This window comes from Bacillus sp. OTU530 (genome assembly GCF_038440375.1).
Map to the genome: position 1 here is coordinate 63,146 of NZ_JASATP010000021.1, position 16,962 is coordinate 80,107.

Annotated in this window: 14 protein-coding genes and 1 pseudogene; 3 read left to right on the forward strand and 12 right to left on the reverse strand. The window is 40.0% G+C overall.

Features of this window, described 5'->3' with window-relative positions:
• The first annotated feature begins 213 nt into the window (after positions 1–213).
• Positions 214–1,611 (forward strand): NCS1 family transporter, encoded by a 1,398-nt coding sequence (locus AAHB12_RS16665; RefSeq protein ID WP_342046106.1) that lies wholly within the window; start codon positions 214–216, stop codon positions 1,609–1,611.
• A 3-nt stretch (positions 1,612–1,614) separates the two neighbouring features.
• On the opposite strand, the pseudogene AAHB12_RS16670 reads toward AAHB12_RS16665, so the two are convergent.
• From AAHB12_RS16670 to allC, 6 genes and pseudogenes are all read right to left on the reverse strand, one after another.
• Positions 1,615–1,757, reverse strand: a pseudogene (locus AAHB12_RS16670) (serine/threonine transporter SstT); the annotation flags it as partial.
• A 173-nt stretch (positions 1,758–1,930) separates the two neighbouring features.
• Complete coding sequence (locus AAHB12_RS16675; RefSeq protein WP_342046107.1) at positions 1,931–3,307, reverse strand: allantoinase; 1,377 nt, start codon at positions 3,305–3,307, stop codon at positions 1,931–1,933.
• Positions 3,308–3,718: 411 nt separating this feature from the next.
• The gene (locus AAHB12_RS16680; RefSeq protein WP_342046108.1) at positions 3,719–4,579 is read right to left on the reverse strand and encodes a fumarylacetoacetate hydrolase family protein; all 861 of its coding nucleotides are present in this window, start codon (positions 4,577–4,579) and stop codon (positions 3,719–3,721) included.
• A gap of 82 nt (positions 4,580–4,661) precedes the next feature.
• A complete protein-coding gene (locus tag AAHB12_RS16685) occupies positions 4,662–6,011 on the reverse strand; it encodes a uracil/xanthine transporter (RefSeq protein WP_342046109.1) in 1,350 nt (449 codons plus the stop codon).
• A gap of 434 nt (positions 6,012–6,445) precedes the next feature.
• Positions 6,446–7,687, reverse strand: coding sequence for a pyridoxal-phosphate-dependent aminotransferase family protein (locus AAHB12_RS16690; RefSeq protein WP_342046110.1), 1,242 nt, complete (start codon positions 7,685–7,687; stop codon positions 6,446–6,448).
• A gap of 13 nt (positions 7,688–7,700) precedes the next feature.
• Positions 7,701–8,948, reverse strand: coding sequence for an allantoate deiminase (gene allC, locus AAHB12_RS16695; protein WP_342046111.1), 1,248 nt, complete (start codon positions 8,946–8,948; stop codon positions 7,701–7,703).
• Positions 8,949–9,160: 212 nt separating this feature from the next.
• Here allC and AAHB12_RS16700 point away from each other — a divergent pair, with 212 nt between their 5' ends.
• The gene (locus AAHB12_RS16700; protein WP_342046112.1) at positions 9,161–10,789 is read left to right on the forward strand and encodes a PucR family transcriptional regulator; all 1,629 of its coding nucleotides are present in this window, start codon (positions 9,161–9,163) and stop codon (positions 10,787–10,789) included.
• Between the two features lie 184 nt (positions 10,790–10,973).
• Here the strand turns inward: AAHB12_RS16700 and AAHB12_RS16705 are convergent, their stop codons facing one another.
• The 6 genes from AAHB12_RS16705 to AAHB12_RS16730 all read right to left on the reverse strand — a co-directional run bounded on the left by AAHB12_RS16705 (position 10,974) and on the right by AAHB12_RS16730 (position 15,830).
• Positions 10,974–12,404, reverse strand: coding sequence for an NAD(P)/FAD-dependent oxidoreductase (locus AAHB12_RS16705; RefSeq protein ID WP_342046113.1), 1,431 nt, complete (start codon positions 12,402–12,404; stop codon positions 10,974–10,976).
• A 56-nt stretch (positions 12,405–12,460) separates the two neighbouring features.
• On the reverse strand, positions 12,461–12,814 hold the full coding sequence (gene uraH, locus AAHB12_RS16710; protein ID WP_342046114.1) for a hydroxyisourate hydrolase: 354 nt from the start codon (positions 12,812–12,814) through the stop codon (positions 12,461–12,463).
• A gap of 17 nt (positions 12,815–12,831) precedes the next feature.
• Positions 12,832–13,326 (reverse strand): 2-oxo-4-hydroxy-4-carboxy-5-ureidoimidazoline decarboxylase, encoded by a 495-nt coding sequence (uraD, locus tag AAHB12_RS16715; RefSeq protein WP_342046115.1) that lies wholly within the window; start codon positions 13,324–13,326, stop codon positions 12,832–12,834.
• Between the two features lie 29 nt (positions 13,327–13,355).
• Positions 13,356–14,660, reverse strand: a complete 1,305-nt coding sequence (locus AAHB12_RS16720; protein WP_342046116.1) for a nucleobase:cation symporter-2 family protein — start codon at positions 14,658–14,660, stop codon at positions 13,356–13,358.
• 173 nt (positions 14,661–14,833) lie between these two features.
• Entirely contained in the window at positions 14,834–15,175 is a 342-nt protein-coding gene (locus AAHB12_RS16725; protein ID WP_342046117.1) for a Na-translocating system protein MpsC family protein, read from the reverse strand.
• A 184-nt stretch (positions 15,176–15,359) separates the two neighbouring features.
• Positions 15,360–15,830 (reverse strand): DUF523 domain-containing protein, encoded by a 471-nt coding sequence (locus tag AAHB12_RS16730; RefSeq protein WP_342046118.1) that lies wholly within the window; start codon positions 15,828–15,830, stop codon positions 15,360–15,362.
• Positions 15,831–16,289: 459 nt separating this feature from the next.
• On the opposite strand from AAHB12_RS16730, the gene AAHB12_RS16735 reads away from it, so the two are divergent.
• Positions 16,290–16,940 carry a 2OG-Fe(II) oxygenase gene (locus tag AAHB12_RS16735; protein WP_342046119.1) on the forward strand — a complete coding sequence of 217 codons (651 nt, stop codon included), beginning with the start codon at positions 16,290–16,292 and terminating at the stop codon, positions 16,938–16,940.
• Positions 16,941–16,962: the final 22 nt, after the last annotated feature.

Sequence of the window (16,962 nt, forward strand, 5' to 3'; positions counted from 1 at the left end):
TCATATTTACTATCGGTGATACTTTTGCGGGAATCCAAAAAAACTAACCTTATAGAATCAGGGGGAGATCAGCACAACAAAAGCATTGCATTAATTCCAGTGTCACTAGTTAGACATGCTACTGTGCGTAGCTGAGTTAGCACTCAGGAATAAGCTTTTTAGTATATGTTCCTGTTATTTTTCCATTATTAAAAAAAGGAGTTAGATGCAACAATGTCTACAAATTTAGCAAGTCACGTTATAGAAGAGATTCAGGTTCACCATACTGCAGGTGTAGATCAATCATTACAGCCAAAAACGAAAGAGAGCAGGTCAGTAGGTCCGATATCCTATATGTTTATGTGGATTGGGGACGGTGTTAATTTAGGTAACATGACGCTTGGAGCTAGTTTGTTTGTAGCAGGAACTGCAACACTGAACATCTTCCAGACATTTATCGCAGCTGCTATAGCAATCGGTATCATTTCAACGTTATTTTCCTTAAACGACCGGGTTGGATATAGAACCGGAATACCATATGTTGTACAGCTCAGAATGTCATTCGGGATGAAAGGCTCTATCCTATCATCAATTTTACGCGGCTTTCCGGCCGTAATTTGGTACGGCTTTCAAAGCTGGATTGGCGGTACTGCCTTAAATGAAATCGTAAAGGTGATTACAAGCGGCACCTTTGATAATGTTGCTATTTGCTTTGTCATAATTCAGGTGGTACAAATCGTACTTTCATTATACGGCTTTCATGCCATCAAATGGGTGGAAGTTCTTGCTTCTATTGTTATTATGCTAGCACTGATCTATGTATTTGGTATTCTTGTAACATCTTACAGCGATGTCATTGCGGAAAAATGGGTTCATACAAAAGGATCATGGGGCTTGCCATTCTTTTCATTCATCATGATGTTTTTAGGAAACTATGCAGCCATCTTTTTAAGCGCAGCTGACTATTCAAGAGAGCTCAAATCCGGCATTAGCGATGTAAAACGCAGCTTTTTATACTTCTCGCCGATTTTAATCGCATACGGCTTCGTCCTTACAATTGGCGCGATGCTCGCTTCTGCAACCGGCATTTCCAATCCAGTAAAGGCATTTGCAATAGTGGTAGATAATCCTTATATCACAGTAGGCGTATCTGCATTTATTGTTATAGGTGCGATTGCGGTAAATATGGTTGCCAATATCATTCCACCAGCCTATGTTATTACTTTGCTTACAAAAATGAAATATAAACCTGCCGTTACCATAACGGGACTGCTGGCACTTTGCTCATTCCCTTGGGTGCTTGTACAGGATTCTTCAGCAAAAGGTCTTGGCATGTTCATTCTTGTATATTCCGCATTTTTAGGTCCAATTGTTTCTATTTTACTAGTGGAATACTACATATTAAGAAAACAAACAGTAAATATTGCAGATTTGTATAAGGAAAATGGTCCATTTGCCGGATATAACCCATGCGCGCTGCTTGCGATGCTCATCGGTGCCGGCGCCGCCTTTATAAAAGTGGAGCTGGGATGGATTATAGGTGTTGCAGTGGCAGGTATTGCATATATTCTTCTAACAAAGTTTGCATTTCAAAATTCAAAATTTAAAAAGGGGACAATCTTCGAGAATTAATCGTAACCCGCTGATGCAATCAAACGTTAAAACCGAAATAGTAACAGCGCACCCACGATATTAATGGTTGCACCTAATGGAATGAATACTGAATAACTATCCTTATTCAAACCTAGATTTTCACATAATCTCCTATTTACAGGAACATAGGAATTTCATAAGTTTATGTACATCTTCATAAGTCATACTTTCATATCCAAAAGAAACAGCAGTGCAACAACACATACAAGCGCTGATCAATATAGCCGCAAAACGCAAAAAACCTTTCTCTAACCATATTTAGAGAAAGGTTTTTACATTTTATCCTTAACATGCAAGCTTATTTAACAACTGTACACCCTTCAGGCTTCAGCCAGCCACCAACAGGAGTTTGGGCCACTAGCCTTCCATCCTTGAATACTGCATTTCCTCTGACAAAAGTCCCAAGAACTTTGCACGGAAAAGTATGGCCTATATACAAGCTTTGTTTATGCTTGGCATAATAGTTTTCTTCCGTAACGAAATGGGATTCCGCTAAGGTAATAATCGCCAAGTCAGCGTCTGCCCCTTCAGCAATTTTGCCCTTTCGATCTGAAAGCCCAAATCTCTCAGCGGGTGCTGACGCGGTCCACTTCGCTACTGTTTCAAATGGAATATTATACCGTAAAGCAAGCTCAATCATCGCAAGCAACGAGAATTGCCCTCCACTAATTCCACCCCAGGCTTGGAATAAGTTATAAACATTAGGATCCTTTAAGTCATACGGACACGGAGAATGGTCCGAAGAAATCATATCAAATTTATTATCAATTAATAAGGAAATTAATTTTTGCTGCTCTTCTTGTTCACGTAGCGGCGGAGCACACTTAGCAATCGTACCCAATTCTCTTAAATGCTCATGGTTAAATAATAAATAATGCGGACAAGTTTCAACCGTTATATTCATTCCTTTTTGCTTCGCTTGTTCAATTCTTTCTATCGCCTTAGCTGAGCTAATGTGCACAAAGTGAAGCGAGCAGCCTGTAATCTCTGCATAGTAAATGGCGCGTTCTACCGCCTCGACTTCGGCGATAATCGGACGTGTTTCTAAATAATCATCCGCGCTGCATTTTCCTTCCTTTTCTTTCTCTGCTTTTAACCAATTTGTAATGGCGGCACTCTCTGAATGAAGAGCTAACACCTTGTTGAGCTTAGCGATAATTTTCATCCCATTAAGCAAGGATATGTCATCAACTGCTTCAAACTCCTTATTCCCTGTTGTAGAGAGAAATGCTTTAAAGCCGATCACACCCGATTCAGCAAGAGCCTCTAGATCCTTTTCATTTCCGGGTACAAGCCCGCCCCATAAGCTAAAGTCAACAAAAGACTTTTCATTCCCTAACCTTGCTTTTTCATAAAGGGCAGCTTGATTCACTGTTGAGGGAATCCCATTTAATGGCATATCAAAATAGGTTGTGCACCCTCCTGCCGCCATCATCGTGGAACCTGTATGGAACCCTTCCCAATGTTCTCTGCCCGGTTCACTAAAATGAACATGTACATCAATCATACCCGGAAAAATATATTGACCTTCGGCATCCCATATGAAATTCGCCTCATTCTGTATCCCTGTTTTAATAACAGCAATTTTCCCATCCTTAATGCCAATATCAGTTTCCACTACACCTGCAGGAAGAACTGCCTTTCCATTTATAATAATTACATCTAAATGTTCCATGCACATTTCTCCTTATCAATAAGATTATATTTTAGTTAAAATCACTTTTTCATATTGCAACCACAACATACACTTTCGACCTAAAACCGGACTAGATTTCTACTTCTTTTCGATTCCCTTAAAACTGAATGTTATATAAAATTACTTATCTACGTAATAAAACATTACTTATATTTTATATTTTATCGCTTCTATTCTGTTATTTCATTAGACGAAATGTGAATTTTTCATTTTTCCATTGTACCTTTTAACTAAAAACCACGAAAATTGTTATATTATCTGACATTAAAGATGCATAACAAATATGAAATCAAAAAACTAGGCAAAAATTATAATTTCTTAAAGTGCAAGCAAACAAACCAAGCATTTAAAAAACGCTTGGTTTGTCCTCGATCCTGTATATCTTCTGCCCTATACTGAAACAGGGTTTTGCAAAGATTTGAATCTATCAATGTGACACTCAACAACATCCCCGTCACGAATCACCACAGATCCAGGTGTACCAGTCATAATAATATCACCTGGGTATAATGTCATAATGTGAGAGAAAAACGACACAATCCACTCTGGCGGATAAATCATATTTGCAACAACGTTATGATGGTGCACTTCTCCATTTAAAACCGTTTCTACAGTAAGATCCTTTATCTCAGGAAACTCATCAACAGTTATGAAATATGGCCCAAAACTGAAGAAAGTATCAAAGCTTTTTGATCGCTGCAAATAGCGAGGATTTTTTGCATGAATATCCTTTGCAGTCATATCTAAAGTGGTAGTAAAACCGGCTACAACGCTGTAAGCATCCTGTTCTTTCACATTTTTGCATGTTTTCCCAATAATAATCCCAAGTTCTGCCTCAGCTGTTACTTTACCGAACTGAGAAGGCAGTTTAATAACCTCTTCAGGACCAATCAGACTAGTATCTGGCTTCATAAAAATAACTGGTTCTTCCTCAGGTGGTTTACCTGATAACTCAATTGCTTTTTCCAGATAATTCATGCCTACACCTAGTATTTTTCTAGGAGTGCGATAAAGCGGTGCATAGCTTATTTGTTCAGCTGAAATATGAGGAAAATGACGCAATTTCTTTTGTCCCTCCTCCTTGTACCAAAGATTTATTTCCGTTAATTGCTCTTTTTGTAGAATCTGAAAAAGATCCGTGCTCCAATCTTTACTCTCCAGCTCATTTATTGTTTGCATCAAAATCGCCTGATTATCAGAAATGATTGCAGCAGTTTCTTCACCATTTACTTTCACTGTTGCTAGCTTCATATCCATTCTCCTTATCCGAATCGTAAAATATGATTTGTCCGATATTTTTATAACACTTCCTCTTAACGATGTTTCAGTGATTTCAAATTGACTTCCCTTCTTGAACAAGCTCTTTCATGCGATCTTGATTTTTTCTTGTACCTAACGATTTAAAACGAATATTTTCTAGCAAAAGAGATAATAAAATCCCGACTAATAACCCATTACTAAATAACGGTCGCAAAACACTAGGAACGGTTTCGAAATAAGATAAAGGAAATGACATAAAAATAATTCCAATAAATAATGGAGCCGCCAAACGATAAATATTGTCCATACTTAAATGAATTTGTGCAAAATACTGAAGTGAGGTATGCAGCAAGCGTAGATAGGTAACAAATAAAACCGCACTTCCAACACTTAAAGGAAGCCTTGCCATTACCCCCGCGATAGCCGGAATTAGTCCCATTAGCATAAACATTCCACCGCCAATGATAAAGGGGAGTCTCTCCGAAATTTTAGTTTGGTTCAGAAAACCAATGGAGGATACATACGGAGCATAAGGAACCATCCCAAATAATCCCGCAATAATGGCGAATAGCCCGCTGATCGTAAATGACCTTCCATATTGCTTTGCAGTCGACATTGTTTTATAAATCTCATCGGTACCCTTTAGCGCTCCAAAAGTATTGGACGTGTTAATGAGACCCGCAGCAATGGCTATAACGATAACCCCTATATCCAGACTAGGCGCACCAAGAGGAAATAACTCAATGCTTATTTCTCCGGCAATATCGATGCCTTCCTTGTTATTAAACAACAAATCAAACAAGATCCATCCCACAATGATCCCGATTAACAATGAATATCTGCTCAATACAGGGGGTGCTTTAACGCTGAACACAATAACAGCAACGACAACAGCACTAGATAGCAAGAACAGGGATAAATCAATATGTGCTGATTCTGAGTGAGTCCCAAAAGGAATCCCTAACATTCCCTTGAGAAAGATAATATTTAATCTGCATCCTAGCAGAAACATAAATACAGCCATTACACCAGAGGTAAACAGCTTCGAAATGTGCTGCGAAAGACCGCTCAGTCCGATAAGCATCGTGATGAGCCCAGAGATCATAATGCCAACAGCCAAACTCCCCCCAAGAGCAGTTAATGATAAGCCTTGAGAAGGCGCTGTGTAACAAAGACTTAAAATGACTCCCCACCACAATCCGGATTGGCCCTCCATCACGGCTCGTTTATGTCCCAAAACTGCTTGTAACATACAAGCTACCCCCGTAAAAAAGAACGAGAATTGAATGAGAGCGATAATTTTGCCTTGAGGAAGCTGAAAAGCGGCTCCTACAGTAATAGGAATTACAACTGTATTGGTGAAAAGAAAAAACAGCCATTGTAATCCAGCAAGCCAATGTTCCATTTTAAATAACGTTTTCATAAGTTCACCTTCTATACTATACCCTTGGAAAAATATAAAAAATAACTGCCTTCAAATCGCTCCCAAGTCATTGCGAGGAAAAGAGTGTGTTCATTTTGTGCAAAAAGATTCCGGATGCCGCCGGAATCTTTTTGCAATTTTAACTTTAAAACCAATCACTTTTACACTGTAGGAAAGTATAAATTTCCAGCTAGAAGTCATTCGACGTAGCCGGAAATTTTAGGAATACAGCATAAGTAGGGCTACGCCTCTGTCTTCACCCAAGAGCAGGGATCGCCAATCGGCGAGTTTTCTTTACACTGTAAGAAAGTATAAATTTCTAGCTGGAAGCCAATTCGACGTAGCGAGAAATTTCAGGAATACAGTATAAGGGCAACTACGCCTCTGTCTTCGCCCAAGAGCAGGGATCGCCAATCGGCGAGTTTTCTTTATTCTTACTTGACTGCTAGATTCGGCAATTCATATACATTCAGCGCCGCTTGTACGCCTTCTCCAATTTGAATAGATGCATTATGACGAATCAGCGCAGCCTCAAGAGCGGCTAAAACAAATAAAATATTTTCTTTCCGGCAGCTATATCCCATCGTTCCAATTCTCCAGATCTTCCCGTGAAGCGGACCAAATGAGCTAGCAATCTCTATGCCAAACTGCTCGAGCAGCATCGTTCTCACTGACTCTCCATCAACGCCGTCTGGAATTGTAACACATGTGACCATTGGCAGCTTCCAAGATCTATCATTAAATAACTTCAAGCCCATAGCTTTAATGCCCTCTATAAGTGCTTTCTCGTGCAAACGATGTCTGTCAAATCGTTCCTCCAGTCCCTCTTGTAAAACAATCCGCACTCCTTCCCGTAATGCGTAAAGCATTGATGTCGCTTCTGTGTGATGATTTAATCTTCTTGGTCCCCAGTAGTCCTGCAATTGGCTTAAATCAAAGTAATTACTGCGAATTGGCTGTTGCACACTTCTTCTGTCCTGTTCCTGCGCGACACCTCTTTCCACTTTCTTTCTAGCAGAAAGCACTCGCTCCACACGGTCATTGTACGTGATAGGAGCCATACCAGAGGGAACAGACAGGCATTTTTGCGTTCCCCCGATCACCGCATCAAGCTGCCATTCGTCTACCTTTACTTCTGTTCCGCCAATCGTTGCGACCGCATCGACAACACATAATACGTCAAGTTCCCGACAAGCAGGCCCAATCTTGTCTAGTGGCTGCATACAGCCAGTTGATGTTTCACCATGGACAATCGCAAGCACTTTTGGTTTTACCCTTTTAATTTCATTGATGATTTCTTCTTGATCAAATACTTCTCCCCACTTACATTCGATAGTGTGGATTTCTGCGCCATTGCGCTCAGCAATTTCTGTTAATAAATGTCCAAATCTACCAAAGATAGGGATCAATACTTTATCTCCTGGCTCTATTACGCTGCATAATACAGCTTCAAGGCCAGCTCGAGATGTTCCGTCAATTGGAAACGCCCATTGGTTTTTTGTTTGAAACACTTGACGAAGCATCTCCATTGTTTCATTCATCATTTGCGTAAAAGCCGGGTCAAACTGTCCAAGAATTGGAGTACTCATCGCACGCAGCACTCTTGGATCGACCTCTACAGGTCCTGGAGTCATAATTGTTCGTAATGGTGAATTTATTTCTTGAAAAGCTTTCATTCCTTTTCCCTCCTTAGTACGCTAGCTCATATAAAACTTTTATTAATAATTGAATACCTTTCTCTAAATCTTCCGTCTTTGTAAACTCATATGGCGAATGACTAATTCCTTTATGACTTGGTACAAACAATAAAGAGGTTGGACAGAACTGTCCAAACACTTGTGAGTCATGCCCAGCACCGCTTGTCATTTTCTTAAACGGTATTCCTTCTCTCTCTAAAATGGATTCTGAGATTTTGTTTACCTTTTCACACATTTTCACTGGCTTTTCATTCATCCAATTATAAAGACTGAATTCAGTATGATGCTTGCTTGTAATCAATTTAAATTCTTTACATACATCTTCACAAAATTCAAACAGAACCTGTTCATCACTATGACGAATATCCATACTAAATGTTACCTTTCTTGGAATAACATTTGATATATTAGGTTCTACAGAAATTTGACCTACTGTAGTAACGAGCTCAGGAGATGTTTCTTTCGCTTTTTGCATAAGTACCTGAATCAGTTCAGCTGCCGTATGCATAGCGTCTTTACGCCACCCCATTGGTGTTGTACCGGCATGGTTGCTTTCCCCAATCACCGTGACATTATATCGCCGCTGCCCGACAATATGGCTAACAACTCCAATGGATTTTCCTTCTCGTTCTAATACCTCTCCTTGTTCTATATGCAGTTCAATAAAACAATCCAAATCAGCTCGCCTTGGCTGCGGGTATTTTCCTTGGCCAAACCCTGCTTGCCGCATAGCCTCCACAAAAGGCGTTCCGTTTGCATCCTTCAAATTTTGAACATCCGCAAACGATTTGATCCCGGCGATACTTCCCGAACCCCAATATGTCATCGGGAAACGGCTCCCTTCTTCTTCACATAAAGAAACGACCTCTATATTTTTTCGGGGCAATCCGTAATGCTTATATAAATATTCTACAGCGATTAAACTAGCAATGATCCCGTAGGCTCCGTCATACTTCCCTCCATCTATAACAGTATCAATATGAGATCCTGTTAAAATAGTAGAAGCATTTTCTTGTCTTCCAGCTAATCTGCCGAATAAATTCCCAACATCGTCATAGTATGCACGAAGTCCCGCTTCTTCCATCCGTTTTTCAACTGCTTGTTGGGCAGCTTGCCATTCTTTTGAATATAGTTGGCGTGTAACTCCATTGCTTTGACTTTTTCCGAAGGAAGCTAACCACTCTACCATCTCTTCGATTTGTGTGAATAAGGCGAGTGGCTTCTTTTCACCTATACCCAACCTAATCCCCCCTATTCTCAAAACTCTTTTTCTATCATGAATTATTACATATATTAACATGTCAGAAAATCTAAACTAATTGTAAAATAAATAATGGGCAAAAGCATTTACAGAAATGTAGAACATTCCACCATTTTTTTGTTTATATTAACTAAAATTCTAATTAAAATATGATACACTTAAACATATTTTACAAAGGAGAAAAATATAGAATGAAATTAAGTGAACTATTGTCTCTTCCTATCTTTAAAGAAACCGCCCTGCTAGCCGGAAAACAAGGAATTGAACGTGAAGTGAATACGGTAAACATGATGGATGCCCCCGATATCATTCATTTTCTAAAGAAAAATGAATTACTTGTAACAACAGCCTTTCATTTCAAGGATGATCTTGATTCATTATTACAGCTGATTAAAGAGATGGAGAAACAAGGCTGTTCAGGGTTAGGAATTAAAACAAAGCGCTTTTTAAATGAAATACCTGAAGCGGCTATTTCATTTGCAAATGAACTGCAATTTCCACTCTTAGAACTTCCTCTCCAGACTTCACTCGGAGATATTATCAATAAATCATTGAGTTATATTCTTGATATTCGGACAAATGAGCTGCATAACGCAATGCAAGCCCATCAACAATTTAGTAAGCTTATTATCAGTGGACAGGGTGTACATAAAATCCTTGAAAGTTTGTCTTCGCTTATTCGCTTACCTGTTATACTGCTGGATCATCATTTTCGTCCAACTGCCAATGATAATTATGATACTTCTCTCTTTAAGCAATTGGAGACATTACTCACAAGCGAACATCATTTTCAGCTTTCAAAAACAACAATGTCTACCTTCTCCTTAACTAGGGATCGAGAAACAATCACACTTTTTCCTGTTCACACACATAGACAGTCCAGCTACCTATGTGTATTAGGATTTATCCCTTTATCAAACCGTTCAACTATCTTAACTGTTGAGCAGGCGACAAACGTCATTGCATTTGAATTAATGAAAGAAAATGCATTAAAACAAAATACAAGACGTCTCCAAAATGAATTTTTTACAAATTTCATTAATGGTTCATTTTCTACAAACGAGGAAGTAATTAGCCGCGGAAGAGAGTTTGGGCTAGTAAATGAACAACGGTATGTTTGTGCAGTAGGTAGATTAGATAACAAGGAGAAGCATATTTCGTTTATACAATATCAATCGGAGCAAGAATTGATTTACGATACAATCGAGTCAGAATTACAGCTGTTCCATCAAAAAATTCACCTTTTTACACTTGATCATTCATACATCTTACTTATGCAAATAAAAGATAGCTGGAAAGACATTGAACAATCGTTCCTTTCGCTTTTAAAGGTCATACAAACTAAAATGGCAGCCCACTTCCAAGAAGATATTTCCTTTGGCATTAGTAATTATGCGCAGCAATTCCTTCATATTCCTATCTCCTATAAGGAAGCGACAGATACCTTATATTATGGCGGTATGTCAGGAAGAAAAAAATTCATTGAAATGTATCAGCCTAAGGGAGTTCCGGAAATCTTACGACTGGTTCCTTATGATCAGTTAAAAAAGTTTTATACAGACACTTTCCAAGCATTTGCCAATGAACCAAAAAAGGATCATGAATTACTGCTTCAGACTTTATCTGTTTATTTAGAAACACATTGTGAATTAGCAGAAACAGCAAAGCGGTTATATGTACACCGCAATACTGTCATTTATCGTCTGGAAAAATGCGAAGAAATCATTGGAAGAAGTGTAAAAGATGCAGATGAAACGCTACGATTGCGGCTCGCTTTTAGAATTAAAGCTTTAATCCAGGGGAACAATCAGCTTTCTTGATCCAGCAGCAATGGTTAAATCGTACAGAATAAGCAGGCGAGAAATGAAACCCGCCTGCTTATTCCAAGTAATATTTAGATATATTCATATAAATTCCGGTAATTGTACCTTCAAACAACGTCTTAGTCCCGTGTAAACTGCGCGTTGGCTCCTCATCCGTATGTGATTATTGAACGTATGCCGGCTAAGCTTCAATCACATTCCTTTTTGTCCATTCACCAACAAATTCAGTCTCACTATAAGCAAAGAAGGTTCCCAGAATGTCTTCGCGATCATCGAGGAAAAGCTGATCTGCCACCGCTGACACAAGCTTAGGTATCCCATATCTCATACCTGAAAGTGCAGAGGCCGAGATACCGCAGCTAATTAAGGCTGAATAATTAAAAGCAAACAGCCCATGCAGACGCTTTTTACCCTTCTCATCGCGGCTTGTGAAAGCAAAGCCGGGGCTGAGATAAGGATGCGCATCAAGCATCTGATTAGCGATTTCCGCTGGCGCCTGATAACGATCGCCCCAGCGAGCAATATCGCTTTCGAAAAGCTTCAGCTCCGGACGCAAGGCTGGATCGGTGACAAGACCAGTGCTAATGATTAGAAAATCAAAAGTAAATTCCCCCTGAGGCGTAGTCACCACTGTGCCTTCACCTTTTGTATCGACTTTAAGCCATGGCGCACCTAAGTGCAGATTAAAGCCAGGCCATGAAGCTGCGCGTGCAAAGGTATCATTCGTAGGGGGCTGATTATGCTTAAAGAAATGAGCGATAACGGCATATTTATCAGCATCAGGAAGGGCGGGGAAACGTTCAATGAGGCCTGAACCCTCCATCTGGCGAATTGGATTAATGCGCGGCAGCTCCTTGCGGCGAACGAACACATGCGCCTCAGCCACACCTTCTGATAATGCGAAATTGGCATTATCAAAAGCTGAGGCACCACCACCTAAAATAGCAATCTTCTTACCCTTCAGCGCCTCAAAGTCAATAGCTTCAGAAGTGTGGGCATAGAGATGAAGAGGTAATTTTTCAGAAATCATCGGCGGTACATGCCATTCACCACCGCCCTGAATACCAGTAGCCAAAATGACCTTGCGTGCCAATACTACACTGGACGTTGCTCCCGCCCCTTCAATATGCAGTCGGTGAAGCCCTTCTTCGATAGGCTCAATAAGCTTCAACTTTACTTCGTTAACAACGGGCAGATTGAGAACCTTCCGATACCAGCGCAGATAGTTCATCCAATCACCTCGCGGGATCTTATCCACAGCCTCCCAACCCTTTTCTCCAAATTGTGCTTCCCACCAGGAACGAAAAGTCAGAGAAGGAATCCCAAGGTCAACAGAGGTCAAATGCTTCGGTGTACGCAGCGTCACCATACGGGCATAGGTTACCCATGGCCCTTCATAGCCTTCACGATTTTCGTCAATAATGAGAATATTAGATATTCGCTCACGCAGAAGACCAAAAGCTGTACCTAAACCAGATTGGCCGCCACCGACAATGACCACATCATACACGTGACCCTCAGGATGCTGGGTCGGATGAACCCAATCTTCCCTGCCGAACGCAAGATAGGAAAGATCCATTTTTACTTGTTTACTTAAAGCTTCTAAACTCATACTTTTCAGCCCTCTCAACGTATTACTGATTATTAGCCAAACAAGCTATTAAAATGCTAGCTTCCCCGATAGACCTGATAGCCCCATGGTGATACAAGCAAAGGGACATGATAATGTGACGCTGAGTTACTAATCCCAACTCGCACTGATACCTTATCAAGAAAGGCAGGATCGGATAGTTGCAGTCCCTTTTTCCTGAAATAATCTCCGATATAAAACAAAAGTTCATACTCCCCTGATTGCATCCGATCAAAAGTGAGGAGTGGATCGTCTAGTCGGCCATCCGCATTAGTTGTTGCGGTGTTTAACAAACGTCTAGTTGATCCTTCCCAACGGTAAAGCTCGATAGCTACCTCTGAAGCAGGATGCCCATGTGTTAAATCCAATATATGTGTAGTAAGTCCCTTCATCTGATTACCACCCTCAGTTACATAATTTGATCTTCTATTCTAAATCGAACAATTTGATAGATTTCTGATAAAGCTTGGTTAAATTCTTGTTCCTTTGAATGTTTCAATCGATTCTGCATCGCTTGAAACATTTCATCTTTGGTTTTTCCGCGAACAGCTAAAATAAAAGGAAAACCAAATCGCTGAACGTACTCTTTATTCATATTCAGCAAAAGCTCATATTCCGTTTCTGATAGTTGGTTCAAGCCAACATTTTTTTGTTCACTCTGAGAAAATGAACTCATCGTTTTCCGTGTCCCTAAATGAGGATGGGCCCGAATTAAGTCCAATTTTTCTTCATCACTCGCTGTTTTCACAACGCTGATCATCCCTTCATAAAGATCCTCGCGGGACCGAAAAGGACGAAGCTCTCCTGCCCTTTGGACTATCCACGGAGAGTGCTCAAATATATCCTTTAGCTGTTCGACAAACTCAGACGACGGAATTTCATTTAAAACATGTATAGTAATCATGTAATCATAACCCCTTTATCTTTTTCTCATTAAATATGTGCTGCATCAGCCTTCTCCTGCTGGACGGATGCTGGAGATAAAACTGTCTGGAGGTTAAAGAATAGGTTCATAAAGATTGCAGTTAGACTTCCGGTAATCACTCCATCGCTAACGATGATTCGCAGCGCTGAAGGCAATTGACTGAACAATTCAGGTACAACAGTGGCCCCCAGACCTAATGAAATCGAGCAAGCGATAATGAGTGCGTTATGTTGATTGTTGTAGTCTACAGAACTTAGCATTTTAATCCCCGAAGATACGACCATCCCAAACAGCACAACGGTAGCACCGCCAAGCACAGGAGCAGGAATAACCGTAGCAAGCGCTGCAATTTTGGGAACTAAACCGAGAAAAACAAGGATGCCGCCTGCTGCCACCACAACGTTCGTTGATTTGTTTCGCGATAGTTGAACCAGCCCTACATTTTGCGCAAACGTGTTATAGGGAAAGGCATTAAAGATTCCTCCTAAAACAATAGCCAAACCTTCTGCACGATAGCCTCGGATCAGGTCGTCTTGTGTGATAGGGCGATCACAAATTTTCCCTAGAGCAAGAAACACACCGGTTGATTCAACAATAATAACTAACCCTACAATGAGCATCGTCAATATCGGACCAATCTCGAAGGACGGAGCTCCAAAATAGAACGGCTGAGGAATATGGAACCACGAAGCTTCTGACACCTTAGCAAAATTTACTTTTCCCATCATTGCCGCTGCTGCTGTACCGGCAATAATCCCTAAAAGCACCGAAAGAGAGCGGGCATATCCTTTCACAAAACGATTTATGATAAGGATAAAGGTGATAACACCCATGGATAACAGCAAATTATTCAAGCTGCCAAAGTCTGGACTTCCCGTTCCGCCTGCCATATTTCTAATCCCTGATGGAATTAGCGATAGTCCAATAATCACAACGACAGTTCCTGTAACAACAGGAGGAAAGAACTTAACGAGTTTTCCAAGATAACGGGCACAGACAAGAATGAAGAGCCCTGCTACGATAATGGATCCATAAATGGCAGAAACGCCATATTGTGACCCGATCGCAATCATTGGTGACAGAGCAACAAATGAAGCGCCCAAAACAACAGGTAGACCAATCCCAAAATATTTGTTTTTCCACGCCTGCAGCAAGGTCGCAATACCACATGTTAATAAATCAATGGCAACCAAGTAAGCCAATTGCTCGGAATTAAGGTGCAGCGCCCTCCCAACAAGCAAGGGAACCAGAATCGCTCCGGCATACATGGCCATGACATGCTGAAACCCTAACGATAATATTTTTGAATTCATGTTTACGCCTCCTGAATTTTTTATAAAAAAAAGCCGTAGAAATAGAAGGGGTCTCCTTCTACATCTACGGCTCCTAAATCACGTATAACGAAATTTAAGCTCCTAAATCCTTAAAACCAGTCCGTGAAGAAAAAATGATAAATCAAAATTTCTCCAAGCAATAATACTATGAATTAAATACCCAGCGGCTGCTCTAGATAAATCACCGTGCAAGCATGCTCACTTACAGGATCATAATCCTTAATGATGGTTGTAACCTTTATTCCAAACTGGTCCTCAAACTTTTCTTTTAATCGACGTTTATATTCCATGGCTAAAGCCCCATCGACAGATAAAGTCAGTTCAGGATATCTTTCACTCAGCACTGAAATTAAAGGCGAGCGCCTCGTCTGGGCAAAAATGACAATGCGGTTATCTAGAATATCAATTTTTTGCTTATTAACTCCTGTACTATAAATCTCTTGATTAACTTCATTATATAACTGTGACATCTGCTTCTTAAAAGAAGAACTCACACTCACTCACCTGCTGTTTTCTAATTCTTGTATGTATCTTACAAAAAATTATCATACTCCGTCTTTCTTTATGTAAGAAAATCTAACATAGTTTTTAGTATATAATCTAATTTTTTCAGAATATCAAACTTCAGTTTCGAACTAGAATTATTGTCAGAGAGTGTTCGTTTAAGATTTCAAAAGGTTATTTTTCATACTCCTGAAGAAGCTCCTCAAGGTCATCCTCTGACAACACTTCAATTCCATTCCTCTCAAAAAGGGCTGTTGTAACACCTACTCCTTTAACCTTCTTACCATTAAAATTTCCAGAATAGATGAAATGGCTTCCGCAAGATGGACTGTTTTCTTTTAATACCGCTTTCGTAGCTCCAGCCGCTTGGGCAACCTCTAAGGCCTGTTGGGCGCCTTGAATAAAGTCTTCCGTTACATCCTCTCCTTGCCAATTAATCACCTTCGCTTTTCCATCTAACACATCATAGCCATCTCCATTTTGAATTTCTGCTGGAGGCCTAGGCGTAGGAAAGCCGCCTAACTGCTCTGGGCAGACCAATACGGCCTTCCCTTCACGTACTAATCGTGCAATGCCCTCGACGCGAACTGAATTTCCATCATAACGAACAGCTAAACCAGCCATACAAGCACTTACAACAATCATCAAACTGCCTCCCTCTTATTTGCAGGATAACTATTTACCGGAGATTCACACCTCAATTTAGGTCAAAATCAAATTCGCCACCTTCGCTTTTTTCCTTGGAAATAAAGGATTCCCAAAAAGCGGTGAGGCTGGGCTTATATATATCATATAGAACATTGTATTTTTTTATAGCAAATCTAGCCGATTTTAAATCCGATTTTACGCTATCCTGAAAAAAGCATAAAGGTTCGCTACCAATCATATATAAATCTAAAATAACAGACAGATAAAGGTATCTCCAACTCGTATATAGGTAATGTCCGTTACGAGCTTGTGCTACCTAGACTGTGTGTAGAATTCACGGTTCAGGACGTTCTGAAATACAACAAAGCCTCTTCTACTTTGATAATAGAGAGCGTAAATTTTTTATATAGGGGATTTCTTTTTAAAATCTGTTAAGGGGACTGATGCAAGTTGACAATGGGTGCTAAAGAATCAACTATGAAAGAATTAACGATTTTTAATCACGTTGGTAACAAGATACAAACGGAGGATAGGGAAATTAACATAATTGCTAGATTAGAGGAACCGTTAATTGTAGTTTTAGGGAATGTTTTAAGTGATGAAGAATGTGATGGATTAATTCGCCTATCAAAGGAACGTTTGCAGCGTTCAAAAATTGGTGCTTCACGAAAGATAGACGAAATGAGAACAAGTAAAGGCATGTTTTTTCAAGATGCTGAAAATGAACTCATCGCCAGAATTGAAAAGAGAGTAGCAAGTATTATGAATATACCAGTAGAACATGCAGAGGGTATCCATGTTCTTCAGTATAAAATTGGACAGGAGTATAAACCACATGTTGACTATTTTTCAGCAACGGATGCGCAAGAGAACAATCGCCTATCTAGTTTAGTTATGTATTTAAACGATGATGTGGAAAAAGGAGGAGAAACCGTTTTCCCTCATTTAAAGTTTTCTGTTTCTCCACAAAAAGGGATGGCCGTCTATTTTGAATACTTCTACAACGATTCTAGCCTTAATGAGTTAACTTTACATGGTGGTTCACCGGTTATAAAGGGCGAAAAGTGGGTTGCTACGCAATGGATGAGAAGGCAACGAATCAGATAAAGAAAACTCATCGACCGGCGAA